Below are 15,920 nucleotides of genomic sequence, written 5' to 3' on the forward strand. Positions count from 1 at the left end.
GCTTGTGTGGGGAGATTGAGATTGTAAGGAGAAAAAAAGTATAAACTTTTTATAAAGTGAGTTTATAGTTGGGACATAAATATAGAGATACCCTGAGACTGTATAGGATGTGGTGTCGATAGAAAAGATAAAAGGTGCAGATAAAACCTGCACCTTCAACTTTAGATATATGAATTTTCTACTCAATTTCTAGTTAGTGTTGCTCTATCTCTTTAGATATTACCTCTATTTCGAGTTTTGCTTCACCTGTTTTTGCATAGATAGCACTAGTGGAAAAGTAATCTGTACCTGATACCGCAGGTATTCTTGCTTGTTCTGATAGTCCTCCATCAATAGGAGTATACCCATATTGTTCCATTACTACCTTTATCATTCTACCCACATTCTGCCTAGCGGTAGGGTTTTTGTCATTACCAAGGTAAACAACAGGGAAATTGGAATGTTCATTAAACATTATCTCTAGCTCTTTACCTATTAACGTTAGTACTGGTAAACCCATTTCTGAGGCAATTATCATTTTATTAACACTTTCAGGCTTAACCAAAAAGTTCATTACCTCATCAACACCTACTTTTACTCCATGTGCATTGAGCATTTTAGTCTTTCTTAGAAAATCATCTTTAAATCCCATAATTGTTACCCCTTTCATTATTTACAATTAATACTGCATATATGTAGTATTAAATTAACTTGTGCATTTAATATAGCATATGTGTAGTATTAATGCAATATCTTTTACATTATTCTTTTAATATTTTTATTAGCCTAACCTTTTGTATTTATCGGGGCACAGAGAGAGGGACAAAGTGTTTTCACTTTGTCCCTCTCTGTTCATCTGTATTAATCATTTTATTAAGTTATACCGATGGTAGTAATATTACTTAATCATCTACGCTTCCTAGTATCATAGGAGCTGCTTTACTCTGATTGTTCAGAACTTTCTCATACACTTCTGTTTTTATCTCATTTTCTCTATCATTTCTACCCTGATTATAAGCATCCTTTTTTTGTTTCATATTACTTATTTTACTTTGCGAATATTTTCCTTGGAATAAACCTTCTATACCCTTTTGGGAAAATCCTTTATCAATCAAGCCATGAATTAATACTGTTTCTTCCTCTGGACTTAAATTAGGTTGTTTTTTCTTCTTACCCATTATTATTCACCTCACTTTTTATTGATTATTATTTAATGCATTGCTCTAACTATGATAAATAGTGTCTTCCAAAAGGTCTAATATATTCAACCTTATTATTCCAATGATTTTAAATTATACAAAATTACTTTACGGGGCTCATTGGTAAAGAGAAGGCACGACATTTTTATGTCGTGCCTTCTGTGCCTATCTATTCCATATTATATTTTGAAGTTATTTATTGCTTCTTCCTATCCAATACCCGTTATGTATCAGTATATTTACTTATTATATCTTTGGCATCTGAAAACTGCATGCCTGCCCTCTTGGCTATATCTTCAAAATAAACCACTGTATTTTCTGATTCACCACCCAAAATATAATCGCCTAGTGACTCGCTTAAAACAAACTCCGCCATTGCATCCAAATCTCTATTTATTCCATAGATATATTTTAATGGTTCAGAAGCACCAATTAATTTATCTAAAAAAACGGGTGAAAATTTTAAACCGTTCTGTAATGTATTCATAATTGCCATATCTATTTTCTGACCTCTATACTCTAACCAAGAATGGTCAAATACACTTTCATCTATTACCACTACACCTGTTTTGACTACCAAATCTGTAAAGCCTGCTTCTGATAAAAGAATGAACATAATTGCAGAAGTAATATGGCAGCTACCCTGAAAATCTCTTTCCTTTATGAAATCATAAGTACTCTTAACTATAGTTCTCATTTTATCTTCACATTCAATTTGGCCAAAGGTCAGATTATTGTTTCTTAAACAACATTGCTTATATTTCAATCCACTACCGCACGTACATTTATCATTTCTCCCTATATTACTCATATGTAATACCCTTTCCATTGTAATTACTGCATTTCCACTACATTACCCTGTTTATCCAACCAGATTATCTTTTCTTTTTTAGTAATAGCCCTTGAATTACAGGATGGGCATTTACCCAAATCCTTCGCTTGTCCACTTACTACCATTGCAGTTGCTGTCCTACCCAACAGAAGACTACCCAAAGAATATAATTGTCTTGAAGCTGCATCCAACTCTTCAATATTATCATAGTAAAAGACTTTATTACAGCGCTGGCAGGTACACTCATACTCTATAAGCTTCTGACACTTTTGCTTAATAAGTTCCTTTTCCCGTTTCTTCGCTGCAATCTCTGCCTTTTGTTGAGCCTGTCTATCTGCCCATTCCTGTTTCAGTTTTTCCTTTTGTTCTGCTCTTTTAGTAGCCACTGCTTCTTTAGCTTGGTCTTTCTTTAACTGCTTTTCTTCTCCCCGGTAAACCTCGGCATCCACTCTTGAAAGATTTCTTATAATACAAATACCCTTTAAAGTATCAAAGAGATTATCATAAATATCTCTAAATTTCTTATTAAATCTGTCTATTATAGGTTTCTTGAAAGCTGGATGATACCATACAACCTCTCCTGTACCAAGCAGCTCACGAGAACTATAAAACAAAATCTCACACTCTTCTGCAGGTGCAGACAAAAGTACTTTACCCTTTTTATTACTTATAGTTAAAATATCATTATCTATTGAATAATTACATCCCATTCCTTCAGCTATCATTAGGATACCCCTCCTTACATATGCTATATCCAGATTATACCACAACAACTTGATTGATACATCCTTTTATGACATTTTTAAACAAATACATGATGAGCAATAGAGCGGGGCAAAGTAAAATACTTTGCCCCTCTGTCCCTGCATATGATTAAGTTTTATAAGTGCTATGGTCTACTACCACGCCCATTAAAGCAAGGATTTGCTGTTGGTTCTCGATTATACATCAACAATATCTTGCACGTCATCTAGCATCTTTAGTTTTTTATTGCGCTTTAAGAAATTAATTAAATCTCTTCCTGTATCTATTGTATAATTATATTCATCAGTTTGACCGTCATCGTCATCTATGTAACTTATATTAACATCAATACCCATTCTATCCTCTCGAAAACTATACTTAGTTGTAGTTTGTCTTGTATACCGCCCACCAGAGTAAACATCATCGTGATTTATTACAATAGTTTGTTCTTTACCTTTAAACCTATCATATTGCGTCGAGAAATCCTCTAAAAACTGCTTTTCGTTTTTCTTGATGTGCGAACCAGTAACATCAATTCCAGCGATATCTCTTTTAGGATAATTTCTTGGTGTTTTATCAACTGTATCAGCATATGGAATAGAATTGAGGCTATCGTCATACCCATCATAATCATTGTCTTCATCATCATTCGATGATTTAATCCATACATATGCTACAACGCCAGCTATTACAACACCAGCTATTACACTGGCACCTATTATTATTTTTTTCTTATGGCGACGTGCAAATCCAACAATCCTTGCCTTTACGTCTTGTTCTTTAACTGCTTCATCTTTTGGTTCTTCACCCTTTGCTTCTAATTCGGCTGTAGTCATGCAACTTCCTCCTACATAGTTATTTTACCCTTAGCTTGTATCAATGCATATCAGAGCAGTATTAATCTTTCCTATAGAGCGCTCTATCTATATGACATAATAAAAATCTAAAGTTATGTTCTGCAATTTTCTCAATACCCAAATTATTTAATAAGCTAAATATATCCGTTTGATTTTCGCAGATATACTCATTCGATAAATAAGTCATTACTTTTACAATTTCATTTTTATAATCACTAATAATAATTTTATTGTCTGATATTAACTTAATATTTGTATTCATCAACTGTAACAATACATAACGAATAACTGTACTTTTCTGGTTAGGTTGTAATCCATTTTCTTCAACAAATTTCTCAGCATAGGATTCAATTTCATCTTTAGAAACATTCCCCTTGTAATCTACAGTCTGTTTCTTTCCAATCTCTATTTTATAATCATATGCATCATCAAATAATTGCTTATAAAAGTCTGAATTTTTATTTGCTATACCTTCTAATGCTTGTTCTTTTGATACATGAGTTATAAACTTGTAAAATGGTACAATATTTTTTGTCCTATAATCCAATAGGTCATTTTCTACATATTTTGTTCCATCGTCAGCTTTTAAAAATGCTTTACAAAGGTTTTTATTATTGCAAAAACCTATCTTTCTATCTGTTGAAAATGTCAAGCCTACGAACTGATTCACATCATCAAAATCGTCTATTTTTTCCAAATCAGCAACATTTACATCTAATAGTGCTGGATTGTACTCTTGGCTCGCAATTAGTTCATATACATTTGATTTCAAATATTTTAGAAACTTCATTGGTAGTCTTTTTATACTTATATCACTTATAGCACTATATAGCTTTCCATAATCAGACAATGTAAAGGAGTCAATATCCATGTAGTGTCCACTATTCAGATTTATCCTTACACTACCCTTAGCATCTTTATCTCCCGGCTCAATAAACCACATTCTACTCTTTAACTCTTCTATTTTGGAAGGAGACAGCATTGCAAATATGGTTGACAAAATACTAATAATATTTCTGTCACTAATGCTATACCCCATAAATACTATTGGATACTCTAGGAAGAGGGTTAATAACTTGGCATTTAGATACTGATTTTTATGAAAGAAGTTATCATAGTCTGACTTAGTTATAACAATACTATTTGGACTACTCACACACCCATGAATTTTGTAGATTTCACCTACCCCATCCACTACATTTTCCAACAAAGAATTCTGTCCTACAAGGACAGAATAATCATCCCCATATACAGTCTCCAAAAATCTATCATAATTTGTTGTAATTATTGCTGCTGGTCTGGTCTTTCTCAGCTCTACTACCTCAGAGTTACTTTCTATAGAATTTAGATTGTCATATAAAAACCCTTCCGTTATCTCGGCAATTCTTTTTCTGAAGTAATAAGGTTTACTGCCACCCACTTCTATTTCGTTATCTTTTAATTGTTCAAAATAAACATCCTCTAGTTCTAGCGCTAAACTCTCGTTGTTTACAACCCCATCGCTATCTGTATACTTCTGAACTAGTTTAGTAAAATTTATATCACGTTCTTTTACTATATCTTCAAGCAATCCAATCCAGTCTGGACTTTGAATATATCTTCTCGATATACCCGAACCAATAAAGAATATAGGTGCAATACCCACATCTCTTAACTTCTCTTGCATTTTTTTAAACATAGAACACCTTCTCCCCATATTTATTTTATCCCAGTATACCAGAATCCACCATTTTATTCTATAATCATCTGCTTAATTTTTACTTTTTACAGCAAATGATATCCCATTTTATTTCATCCATATTCTGTAAAATAGCTAAAAATTTCTGTCCCACTCATGTCCCATATCAAAAAAATCATTTATGCCCATTTTTTGTTCAAAAGTTGGGAAAATTGATGGTCAAAATCTTACCTGTTTTTTGAAGTGTTTTATTGTAATGATAAGGAAAAGTCGGGGTGTACCAATACAAGAATCTGACTACCCTTGGAGGAACATTTCAATCAATGAATTACATTACAAATACAATGAAAATCACTGATTTAGTATGTAAATTTTGAGAATCGGATTTTCATAAAAGATGCTTATCTATGTCCAAGGCATCGGCTACCAACTGTCCCTACTTGTATGTCCCAAATATATGAAAAAATTTTAAAATATCTGTAGTCTGTAAGTCCCATATCAAAAAAATCTTTTATGTCCAAAATCTATTCAAAAGTTGGGAAAATATTTTGCTGAAATATAACCTATTTTTTGAAGTGTTTTGCAGTAATGGTAAGGAAAAGCAAGGGTGTACCAATACATAAAATAGGGTGATGTTGGAGGAACATTTCAACCAGGCATTTAGCTTGCAATTTCAATGATAAATGAGGATTAGGTATGTAAATTTTGAAAGTAGGATTTTTAGCTTACGGGGTACCTGTGTCCAAGGGCAAAACAATAGATGTCAACTTTACTTATTGGCGGGATGGGCAAATAGACGGGGCAACGTCATGACGTTGCCCCTCGCTCTGTTTATGGCTCAATTAAGGCATACTACCCCTTTATAAGAGTATCTAATCCATTTGGTACAAGATACATATTTAAGCAGATTAGCAAGAGAACGTGGCGCAATATATTGCGCCCCTCGGTCTGCCTAATTACTATGTATTCTAATTACCACCCATATTCTTATCTGCATCAAGGCTACCTGTATCTGATGCAGTCCCGGTCTCTTTAAACTGTGGCAGTATATTGGTGGTGCCGCCTGTTACAGACTTCCAAGTGTTATTTACTGGTGTTGTTAATGCAGTCCAAGCTGTCTCCAATACCCCACCACCATTAAAGAATAAACCCCAGATTACTAGGCTAAGTACCAATGCTCCTATTACTAAAAATACTTTTGTTATTGGTTTCATAATATCATTACCCCTTTCTTACATTACCATTAATTTTAATTTTAATGCTTCGAAATTTATAGTATTTTGGTTTACTACTTTGTTTACATCGCTTTCTGATACTCCTTTATCTAGGCCACTGCATACTCTTACTGCTGTTTCTACCAATCTCTGAGCATCAATTGGTTTTACTAAAAAATCCACTGCACCTGCTCTTATTGCATCTACGACCATCCATGCTTGTCCCATAGCACTGCAGACAACGATTCTGGCACCGCAATACCCTTTTCTTATTTCCTTTATAGCTTCTATGCCTGTCATCTCCGGCATTGTGATATCCATAAATACTATGTCAGGTTTATATTGCTTATAAAGGCTTACTGCTTCTTTACCATTGGCTGCTTCTGCCACGACCTCAAAGCCTGCTTTCTCCAAATTGTTTCTAATTACTGTTCTCATAAACACTGCATCGTCCGCTATTAATACCCTATACATTATAACCACCCTCTTTCGTTCAATTCGATAATTACTACTTTTCTGAATACCCTTAATGAAATGTTATATGTAATCTATTAACGCTCGATTATCTTACTATTACTGCAATACTGCTTACTCTTGTGGGTTGATACTATCACTTCTATAATAAGACAAGATGCTTAACTGGGATGCGGGGTGGCAACGCCAGAGCGTTGCCACCCTCGACCTCTTATTGGCTATATGAGAGGTTAGATATGGTAGGTTTTATAAGTACCCTCTTACTACAAGCAGGACATAATCAAAGGCACTTCCCAGATACCCTATACATTCTGCATAACCTCGTTGCTCCATCATTTCCTTAATCTTACTTACCCTGTTATCTATCTGCTCCTTAAACTCTTGTCCCTGTAAATCTGCATAGATAACTACTTTACTACCCAGTTCTAAGAGAAAAACCACTGATTCACTTAACAACCATTCATTACTTTCTGATACTGTTAACAGCTCTTTCGCCTGTAAAATATCTAACTCTATTTCCTTTAACTTCGCCATATCTGGCACTATTTCCATAATGACCTACTCCTTTCATATTTCGCTTTTCATATTTATAATCTTTTCTGCTGTAAAAACTGTATGGCTTTTTATTTAACTGTCCAGTCTATAAAATTAAAAGCTGCGGGATGCTTAAAATACAAGGATAAACAGGTTGCATAAAATTTGTGAATTAGCATCGGGAGCAATGAGAGGGCACCGCCAAAGCGGTGCCTTCTCTCCTGCAATATTGCCTATATGAGATTATATTCAATCGTTACAATCTGCTTATTTAACAATCTTTCGCTCGCCTTCGGCTTCGCTCTCGGACTACCCATTTCCTATAAAAAGAGGCACTACAAGACTTCATTTCTCATAGTACCCCTCTATCCTTTTTCTTTATTTATCTGTAAAATCAAGTATCTCCCATGGGTGCCACATAATATTGAGGTCACAGTCATCTACTAAAGGACGGGTATCATATACAGATTGATTAACACTAAAATGCAGCTCACGGTCTGTTAAGGTTTCTATTACATGGATGCCTCTTGCTTCATCTCTTAGCAACTGGAGTACTCTTAATTCGGCTTGATACTGTGAAGAAAAAGTCTCTGTGAGGTCTTCGGTGCCCATAGCATAGGTTATTTTATAAGGTTCTATTCCTACCCATTCTATATATTCTCTTGCCAATCCAATCTCGCCCTTACCAAGGGGTTCGCTCTCCACCTTGTACTCTTGTAAGATACCATCGATTAAGACTACCATTTCGCCTTTTAGAAAATCATTATCTTTGTCATCATAGGCACGTACAATTAGCATTCGCTCCAATTGTTCCAAGTTGCGATGTGAGAGAATAAACCACTCTCGCGCTGGCAAGCCAGCTTCTGGCTGAACATCGGGGTCTAAGTCGCCCCAGAAGAAGGTTATAAATTTGTAATTTGGTATAGGTTTGGAGGCTATATCAATACCAATACCTAAGAGGGATGCTGATTCTACTGCTAATAATGTTTGGGTTACTGAAAGGGTTGAATTATCAATGATAAAGTTGGTTATCTTTGCTTGCTCCAATGGACTTAGGTACTCTTGTATTAACCCGGATACTGCGGTTTCTATTAACTTTTTTAGTGTCATATGTAATGCTCCTTTACTCTTTTTTTGTCTTTAACAATAGTGCATACTCTTAATCTATCTCCCCAAGGTAAGGGAACGCTGGACGGCGTTCCCTTACCTTGGATTGTTGCGGAAGAAGTGATGTGTTGGAATACCTTGAAATGTATTATATGAGGCATATTGAAGCCACACATTTTTATGATTGCCTACTCCCCCACTGATTATCACATAATCTCTTATACTTACGGGTTGCATATTTTCTATTGCTTGCAAGTCTCAAACTCTCCAATGATTACAAGTTGCATAGGATAGAAAAAAACATAAAGAACCCCCTTTGTAATCTTCTTCGAGTTGCTCCATTTACCATTTTTCTAATATCATTGCTCCGAACTGGATTGATACCTCTCTCTTACTTTTATAACTTTTTATGTCTCTGTTTATGTCCAACTACTTAATTTACAACTGCTCAATATACTTTTTTAGTCAAAAGGCAGGTTCTCATCAATAGGAATTACCAAAACCGGGGCAAACTGTGTTTCATCTTCAATACCCAAGCACTCAGGATATTGAATATCAATCAGGGTTTTGCTTTCTTCTGTCAAATAATCCACTATTTCAAGGTACATTATTTCGCACAAGGTAAGCTTTTCATCCAAATATTCTGTCTCTAGTATCTGCCATTGGTATTTGTTGCAAATAGTGTCAAATCTGTAATCAGCGATTGTATTAAAATAAAATTGCTTCAATATCTGGATTTCCTTTTGAATACCCTCAATCTGAACAGTCAGCTTTAAGGTATTCAGCAGATACCGCTTGTTTTCTTCCTCTCCCACACTGTCACCTCGTTTTTTCCCTTATTTTGTCTCATATTACCGCGTGTGGTTGATTTACTCAAGCAGTTTTAATTACAACTATAAGGATATTAATGTATAGATTGGATGAACGGGATGCGGGGCAAGGCGAAGCCTTGCCATAATGCAGTTGAGACAAAAAGAAAAATACCCAACACTGATTAGTATTAGGTATCTTTCTTATTATATGGTTAATCTCTGTAATAACTGTTATGCTCTCTATCATTTTTTGCTAGTACTATTGCGCTTTTGGTTACTCTGTCTCTGATTACTAGTCCCTGTGTTACCACTCTTTTTATTACCCTCATTATAACCACGACCACTATTTTGTTGTGGTTGCTGAGTAATTGTTTGAGGTTGTTGTGGTTTTGAATTTTTATAATCTGTAACTATCTTTGAACCAAATAATATACCAAACAATAATCCCCAAGGACCCATAAGGCCAGCCAAGCCCCAAGCGACGGTCAATCCACCTGTCCACCCTAAAGAGCAAACCAATGTTTTAACTACTCTACTTTGCAATACTTTACCTACCAAGGTATCAGGATTTACTTTCATGTTATTTATTGCTGACATACTATTTTTGAGGTCTTTTAATCTAGGTCTTGGTTCCACAAAATTTTGCAACACATCACCTTTTACATAAGGTATACCACCAATAATAATACTCTGTAGATTATGAAAAGTATCATAAAGATTAGTAAACGATTTAGATTTTAGACCAAGTTCTATTTGCACTCTACCTGTAGCAAATCCAGTATCTTCAATCTCGAATTCTCGCAAATGTTTAAATTTATTAATTGCTCTCATACTAAACAAGTCGGCTAAATACCCTTCTCTTGCATTATATTGCATTTCCTCTGGTAATCTATCTATAAAGTAGTCATTAAACTGCGGTGCTATTGCAACATCATTGATAATTATATAACCCTCTGAAGTAACTTTAAATTGTGTTACTTTATTAAATGAACCAAAATGACTTTTTATCTCTTTTAAAATTAGAGCAGTCACCTCTTGCATTACATACAACTTATTAAATACTCCACCTTTGTCACACATATCAGCCATTTTATCAGGTACATTAATATGCACATCGCGTAAAACTTTTGCAAATTTATAAGCTGTATTTCTATCAGGCTCTTTAAATCTATAAGTAACTTCAGGTTCATCGGTACTAGGTTGAGGTTTAGCTGCCTGTTGCTGATACTGGTCGGATTTTGCTTGCTGTGTCTTAGGTTTCGGAGCGGTCTGTGTTGTTTGTTGGTACTGTGAGTTTTCATTCTGCTCTGAACCGTTGAAGAAATTAAGTTCTTCCTCAAAATCAACACTCTCACTTACTTTCTTTCTAGGTGCAGTACCACCTGCCAAACCAAGGATACCCTTCAATTCTGCTAAGGTAAAGACACCCTCTGGACTACAATCACACAAATATTCTTCCAAGTGATTGTATTGTGCTAATCCTAATAGTTTGAATAAACCATCTAAAATCTGATATCCTTTATTCATATTAGCTATCAATGTTTCATCAGATACTCCAGCTTTCTCTTGCATTACCTTTATCAATCCAGAAAATGATATTTCATCTCTGTTTTTACCTGCTTCAGCATCGTACAACTCATTAACTACCCTGTTAATAGCATCCTCACCTTTATTGATATAGTTGCTTAGTAACTGTGTGGTAAATCTCTTTGGATGGTTGATTACATAATCTTCTGCACCCTCAGATTCAAATTCCTCATAATTAAAATCGTTCTTTACTAAGGAAAAGTATGACCTAAACTGCTGAAATTTTTGCAGTTGAGTTATATTTAAACCTAAAGTTGAACTACCTGCTGCATCAATTGGGGATGGTGCAGACTGGCTATATGTAAATACACCTGTTTGCTCTGCTAATTTTGCACCTGACTTACCAAATCTATAAGTATTAGGGTTGGATTGGATTCTTCCGGCTAAGGTCTTATGGGTTGAGTTCATTAATAACCCGGCAAAAGAAGTATTGAAACCTTTACCCGCTACTTTCCACTTTGCACCTAACTCTTGACCTACTAAGATTACTCTGATGCCTGACATACCCCAGTCCTTTGTAAGACCTTGAACTAGGTCAATATTCATCTGAATTATCATATTTTCAAGGGTTGCATAATACTTTGCCAATGCTTTATCTTCATCGGTTGCTTTCTGCTTATCAGCTATAGATTTATACTTTTTACTCATTTCTTTCACATAGAGCTCTAAAGTAGTATAATCTGCATTTAGGGAAGTCAACTCATCAATAATAAAGAATAAATTATCTGTAGTAATACCCAATTTCTTAGAGATTTCACTACTATGCTTACCCAAAAGTGTCACAAGCTGAAATAATTTACACAATCGAAGTGTTCTAAAAGCAGTCGCTTGATGCGCATCATTTGGTAATAAGTTAAGTTCACCTGTTCTTAATGGTGTAGAGCCTGTAAACTCATGCATTTCTTTACCTACATCCAATGATAATAATTTCAATCCTTGATTTGCATATTCTCTTTCCAAATCCCATAACATAGAGCCTATATCTGGCTTATTGTCAAGATAAACAATACTACCACCTGCACCAAACAAAGAAGCCAATAATCCCATTGTTAAAGTACCTTTACCAGAACGGGAACCTGCTAGGATTGTAGTAAGCATTTGACCTGTCTCTACAAGATTTATAGATAACGGACTACCATCCATTTTCAATCCTAATAAAGCATTTGTCAGACTTGGCTTTACTCCATTTTCAGTGTACTGCTTATATGCAAATAAGATTTCATCTAAGAACTCTTGCCAATTAATAATATAAGTTAAAGTACCAATACCCTCTTTGCTAATTTCACAGTTTGCTATCATACCTGCCATACTGCCACCACGATAGGTTGCTGCTAACCTTTCACTAAATACTCTTTCAAACTCTTCTTTCTGTTCTGGTCTTATACCTGTAAATCTTAATAATACATCATTCTTTCCCCACCTTTTAACAACAAAACAGTTAGTAAGATTTCTTTCTAATATATCTAATTGTTCAGGTTTAGAAGAATAGTATTCATTATATTTTTCAAGATATTTTTTATATAATTGTTTTTTTATAGCAGGTTGACCATCTTTCCCTGTTATCCACAACACCTTATCATTTAGTACTGAATGATGAAAACCCGGTGAGAAATCATCTTTCATAGTAAACTTAGGTGATTCAACATCAGCAACATTTACTACATTAGATGTTTCTTTCCAAGCTGAGTACATTGCATCCACTAAAGACTTATTTCTATTGTAGATATTTCTACCCGATACAGTATACTTTAAACCAGTATCACAAAAGATGGCATCATACTTCTTCCCCCAAAGTGGAGAATAGAAAGTTTCCAACTTGCTTAATGTAGCTTTAACTGCACTTTCTACCTGTGCATCATATACAACTGGTTCCTCAGTTTTCTTTGTGCCTTCTTTTTTCTCCTTAGGTTTTTGCATTTCCTCTAAGACTTTCTTGGCTGCCATGTCATATTCATAAAAGTACTTTGATAAACTGTATTCTTCACCTTTACAATTTTTATCGTTCGGGTCATATTTAGCGTCATACTTATAATTACCACTATTTAATACATACTTAGTCAAATAGCCAGCTTCATTTTTTTCAGGTTGCAACTCATATACTTTACAAGCAACATTCTTCTCCTCAAAAAAACTTCGGATACTTTGTTTATCTGGATTATACCCTTGATAAAGGTCATATGAGAACTCTTGCTCTACCTCAATAAACCACTGTAATCTTACACAATGTGTCTTCGCCTTTTGATTAAGGAAAGCCTGTATACCTTGTAATTCAAACTGCAAATCATAAGGAAAATCTGCAAAATTACCCTTGTGAAATATAATCTCTTCAACGTTACTCATAATATAAGGCTCAATTACTGCATTTATCATAGGTCTTGTAGATTTGAACGGATTTCGCCCCCGTTGTATCTCTGCATTTACTACATCTGGTGGCACAATATCATTAAATTTATATACTCCCATCAATTTAGTATCAAACACATTTGTTTTAAAATTGATGTAACCAAAACCTAGTGCATCAAATATCAAAGCCTTTTTATTATGAGGTGACCATTTTTCATTTATATTCTTTGTTAACTCGGTTAAATTATCCTTATAAATCCTTGTCTTTGTAATTCTATTTACTACAACCTGATATCTTCTCTGTGTTACTATCTTCTGTTGTTCTGCCATTATTATTACCCCCTCATTTCCCGGCAATATGGTTTTTTACTGTCTGCCAACCACGCCCGGTTTTCATCATAATTTCGTTTATTGTGTACCCCTCTCCCCGCAAACTCTGTATGTACTCTTTTTCTTTCTCTGATACCTTATCATTAAGGTCATATCCACGTTGTTTCAGTTTACATTGCACTGCATATTGGCTTATTCCAAAATTAACTGCTATTTGATTTATAGAAAGACCACTACTATAGGAATCTTCAATATAATCAATCTGCTCAACTGTTATTGGGGCACTTCTTGCTCTATACCCTGCTTTTGTAAGATAACGACTGACTAGAGCTTCACTCACTTTCAACATATCTTGTATTGCTCTCCGGCTATACCCTTGCTGATACATCTGTAAAACCTTTTGCCCAATATCTTTATCTTTAATCATCCATATCACCACCTACCTTACCTCTTTATTAAAGTAGATTTTTCTGTAGTGATTTATGTGTATACTGGATTTGCTTATGTCCATCTGTAATTTAAACCTCACTAATTTATAGCAAACAAAAAGGACTTCAAAGATGAAACACTCTGAAATCCTTTAACTAATTTTATGCTCTACCAGCCAACATATCTGTAAATTTCTCTTGGTTCTCCAATAACCATAGCTCATCAAAAAGAAAAGTCATCTCGTGATTAATGCACTGTGAAATATCTTCCTTTTCCTCGGTAGCTTTGAAATACTGCTCCAAATCTGTTAATACCAAAGGTTTTGTTGTATCCACCCCGGCTAATGATACTCTTGCTTCTCTATTACCATCAACTAGGACAAGGCAATCGCCTTTTAGCTTCTTTAATGCTCGCTTATCCAATTTTACGATAATGTTACCTAAACCAATACCCTTAACCACTTTTGTTAAATCAACTTCAAAATATTGATAACTAAAAGCGACTGGCTTACCCAAAAGGACTTTTCCTGTCTCTTTATCACATATCTTTATATACCCAAAACATAATAGTCTCATAATACCGCCTCCTATTTCATTTGCTTCTGCAGAAATTCATATAAATTGCCTAAATACCCTTTTAATACATCAATACTTGTTAAGAAGGAAGATATAAAATTATAACTATCATTATGTGCATTGAAATCCATAAAGAGATAAATACCCTCATAAATAACAAACATAACCAGCGCTGATACCAATGCATCTACAAACATCTTAAAAATAAAGTTATTCTTTATCTTTATCCTTAACCAAAGAAAAAACTTTCTTATCGGGTTGACTTTCTTAGCTTCTGGTTCTGGTTGCTGTTGTACCATTGTTTCCGGCAGAACCTCTTTTACTGCTCTGGCTAATCTTTCTTTTTCATAGGCCTCCTCAACAATCTGCAAATCACCTATACTATGTAAGGTATCATCCCCATCAATTTCTAAGCTACCTCTCTGCTCCTGCTTCTGCTCTGCAAGATGCGCTGTCAACTCATTAAATCTAGTCTCCATATCCTGTATAACCTCTGATTTGACATCATCTTTTAACTCTACTTTTAATTCTGCTTTTACCTCAGCCTTAACTTCACCTTTTACTGCCACAACTTTCTCAGCAATTGCTTCATTCTTTGCCTCTGCATTAAAATCTGTTACTGCATTATTCAAATCATCGAAAGATGTTACTACTCCCAACCCCAACGGGTCCATATTATTATAGACTTCTTTTGCTCTCTCTGCCCTTGCTTCCTCTACCCTTGTCATGTCATAACCCCCTCTACTTAAACTTACTTCTATTGCTTTTACTGCAGTGATTTATGTCGGATTTCCATTACTATCTGTTTCTTTATCTAATACTAATTGAGTTATCTGCTGTGTTGCACCAGCAATACACCACATAGTTTTATCAATTGCTTCTTTTACAGCATCTATCTTTTCCAACTCCTTTTCTTGTTGAGTAATCAATCTCTGATACTCTTTCACTATATCTTGAACACCTGATATAACTTTTTGGTCTTTAGTAAATTTCCTTAAAACATCTGGCATAACTGATACCGTTACCTTAAGCTCTGCTAACTGTCTCTGCAAATCGCTAAAATCTAACTGACTAAATAAATCTTTCTCTACACCCGCAATCACATTACTTACAATTAAGGCAACTTGCTTATCTATATCCTGTTTATTCTTCATATAATCTACCCCATTTCTTGAAATTCTTAGTTTTCGCTGCTATATAAAGGTTTTTATATACCCCATTATTTG

General features: G+C 34.7%; 16 protein-coding genes. All 16 read right to left on the bottom strand.

Annotated elements, in window-relative coordinates; all coding sequences use genetic code 11:
* Positions 1-193: 193 nt before the first annotated feature.
* The 16 genes from BUB77_RS02475 to BUB77_RS02550 all read right to left on the bottom strand — a co-directional run bounded on the left by BUB77_RS02475 (position 194) and on the right by BUB77_RS02550 (position 15,848).
* A complete protein-coding gene (locus BUB77_RS02475; RefSeq protein ID WP_073272568.1) occupies positions 194-631 on the bottom strand; it encodes a hypothetical protein in 438 nt (145 codons plus the stop codon).
* Positions 632-881: 250 nt separating this feature from the next.
* Positions 882-1,157 carry a hypothetical protein gene (locus BUB77_RS02480; RefSeq protein ID WP_073272569.1) on the bottom strand — a complete coding sequence of 92 codons (276 nt, stop codon included), beginning with the start codon at positions 1,155-1,157 and terminating at the stop codon, positions 882-884.
* 244 nt (positions 1,158-1,401) lie between these two features.
* Complete coding sequence (locus BUB77_RS02485; RefSeq protein ID WP_073272571.1) at positions 1,402-2,007, bottom strand: YecA family protein; 606 nt, start codon at positions 2,005-2,007, stop codon at positions 1,402-1,404.
* Between the two features lie 5 nt (positions 2,008-2,012).
* On the bottom strand, positions 2,013-2,735 hold the full coding sequence (locus BUB77_RS02490; RefSeq protein ID WP_073272573.1) for a hypothetical protein: 723 nt from the start codon (positions 2,733-2,735) through the stop codon (positions 2,013-2,015).
* A 216-nt stretch (positions 2,736-2,951) separates the two neighbouring features.
* Positions 2,952-3,590 carry a hypothetical protein gene (locus BUB77_RS02495; RefSeq protein ID WP_073272575.1) on the bottom strand — a complete coding sequence of 213 codons (639 nt, stop codon included), beginning with the start codon at positions 3,588-3,590 and terminating at the stop codon, positions 2,952-2,954.
* Between the two features lie 61 nt (positions 3,591-3,651).
* Positions 3,652-5,289 (bottom strand): SIR2 family protein, encoded by a 1,638-nt coding sequence (locus tag BUB77_RS02500; RefSeq protein ID WP_073272578.1) that lies wholly within the window; start codon positions 5,287-5,289, stop codon positions 3,652-3,654.
* Positions 5,290-6,257: 968 nt separating this feature from the next.
* Positions 6,258-6,503: a hypothetical protein gene (locus tag BUB77_RS02505; protein ID WP_073272579.1), complete on the bottom strand. Its 246-nt coding sequence runs from the start codon at positions 6,501-6,503 to the stop codon at positions 6,258-6,260.
* An 18-nt stretch (positions 6,504-6,521) separates the two neighbouring features.
* Positions 6,522-6,977, bottom strand: coding sequence for a response regulator (locus BUB77_RS02510; RefSeq protein ID WP_073272581.1), 456 nt, complete (start codon positions 6,975-6,977; stop codon positions 6,522-6,524).
* Positions 6,978-7,223: 246 nt separating this feature from the next.
* The gene (locus BUB77_RS02515; protein ID WP_073272583.1) at positions 7,224-7,529 is read right to left on the bottom strand and encodes a hypothetical protein; all 306 of its coding nucleotides are present in this window, start codon (positions 7,527-7,529) and stop codon (positions 7,224-7,226) included.
* 360 nt (positions 7,530-7,889) lie between these two features.
* Positions 7,890-8,621 carry a hypothetical protein gene (locus BUB77_RS02520; RefSeq protein ID WP_073272585.1) on the bottom strand — a complete coding sequence of 244 codons (732 nt, stop codon included), beginning with the start codon at positions 8,619-8,621 and terminating at the stop codon, positions 7,890-7,892.
* A 458-nt stretch (positions 8,622-9,079) separates the two neighbouring features.
* Entirely contained in the window at positions 9,080-9,433 is a 354-nt protein-coding gene (locus BUB77_RS02525; RefSeq protein WP_073272587.1) for a hypothetical protein, read from the bottom strand.
* Positions 9,434-9,673: 240 nt separating this feature from the next.
* Positions 9,674-13,690, bottom strand: a complete 4,017-nt coding sequence (locus BUB77_RS02530; protein ID WP_073272588.1) for a hypothetical protein — start codon at positions 13,688-13,690, stop codon at positions 9,674-9,676.
* Between the two features lie 13 nt (positions 13,691-13,703).
* On the bottom strand, positions 13,704-14,117 hold the full coding sequence (locus BUB77_RS02535) for a hypothetical protein (RefSeq protein ID WP_139241084.1): 414 nt from the start codon (positions 14,115-14,117) through the stop codon (positions 13,704-13,706).
* A gap of 163 nt (positions 14,118-14,280) precedes the next feature.
* Positions 14,281-14,694 (bottom strand): hypothetical protein, encoded by a 414-nt coding sequence (locus tag BUB77_RS02540; protein ID WP_073272592.1) that lies wholly within the window; start codon positions 14,692-14,694, stop codon positions 14,281-14,283.
* 11 nt (positions 14,695-14,705) lie between these two features.
* On the bottom strand, positions 14,706-15,422 hold the full coding sequence (locus tag BUB77_RS02545) for a hypothetical protein (protein ID WP_073272594.1): 717 nt from the start codon (positions 15,420-15,422) through the stop codon (positions 14,706-14,708).
* A gap of 51 nt (positions 15,423-15,473) precedes the next feature.
* On the bottom strand, positions 15,474-15,848 hold the full coding sequence (locus BUB77_RS02550) for a hypothetical protein (RefSeq protein ID WP_073272596.1): 375 nt from the start codon (positions 15,846-15,848) through the stop codon (positions 15,474-15,476).
* Positions 15,849-15,920 lie beyond the last annotated feature (72 nt).

The sequence above is a fragment of the Anaerocolumna jejuensis DSM 15929 genome, from assembly GCF_900142215.1.
Classification (GTDB): domain Bacteria; phylum Bacillota; class Clostridia; order Lachnospirales; family Lachnospiraceae; genus Anaerocolumna; species Anaerocolumna jejuensis.

Coding starts and splice junctions, on each gene's coding strand:
- BUB77_RS02540 (WP_073272592.1), bottom strand. CDS start 14,694: ATGAGACTATTATGTTTTGGGTATATAAAGATATGTGATAAAGAGACA.
- BUB77_RS02545 (WP_073272594.1), bottom strand. CDS start 15,422: ATGACAAGGGTAGAGGAAGCAAGGGCAGAGAGAGCAAAAGAAGTCTAT.
- BUB77_RS02510 (WP_073272581.1), bottom strand. CDS start 6,977: ATGTATAGGGTATTAATAGCGGACGATGCAGTGTTTATGAGAACAGTA.
- BUB77_RS02530 (WP_073272588.1), bottom strand. CDS start 13,690: ATGGCAGAACAACAGAAGATAGTAACACAGAGAAGATATCAGGTTGTA.
- BUB77_RS02485 (WP_073272571.1), bottom strand. CDS start 2,007: ATGGAAAGGGTATTACATATGAGTAATATAGGGAGAAATGATAAATGT.
- BUB77_RS02515 (WP_073272583.1), bottom strand. CDS start 7,529: ATGGAAATAGTGCCAGATATGGCGAAGTTAAAGGAAATAGAGTTAGAT.
- BUB77_RS02500 (WP_073272578.1), bottom strand. CDS start 5,289: ATGTTTAAAAAAATGCAAGAGAAGTTAAGAGATGTGGGTATTGCACCT.
- BUB77_RS02520 (WP_073272585.1), bottom strand. CDS start 8,621: ATGACACTAAAAAAGTTAATAGAAACCGCAGTATCCGGGTTAATACAA.
- BUB77_RS02535 (WP_139241084.1), bottom strand. CDS start 14,117: ATGATTAAAGATAAAGATATTGGGCAAAAGGTTTTACAGATGTATCAG.
- BUB77_RS02490 (WP_073272573.1), bottom strand. CDS start 2,735: ATGATAGCTGAAGGAATGGGATGTAATTATTCAATAGATAATGATATT.
- BUB77_RS02480 (WP_073272569.1), bottom strand. CDS start 1,157: ATGGGTAAGAAGAAAAAACAACCTAATTTAAGTCCAGAGGAAGAAACA.
- BUB77_RS02475 (WP_073272568.1), bottom strand. CDS start 631: ATGGGATTTAAAGATGATTTTCTAAGAAAGACTAAAATGCTCAATGCA.
- BUB77_RS02550 (WP_073272596.1), bottom strand. CDS start 15,848: ATGAAGAATAAACAGGATATAGATAAGCAAGTTGCCTTAATTGTAAGT.
- BUB77_RS02495 (WP_073272575.1), bottom strand. CDS start 3,590: ATGACTACAGCCGAATTAGAAGCAAAGGGTGAAGAACCAAAAGATGAA.
- BUB77_RS02505 (WP_073272579.1), bottom strand. CDS start 6,503: ATGAAACCAATAACAAAAGTATTTTTAGTAATAGGAGCATTGGTACTT.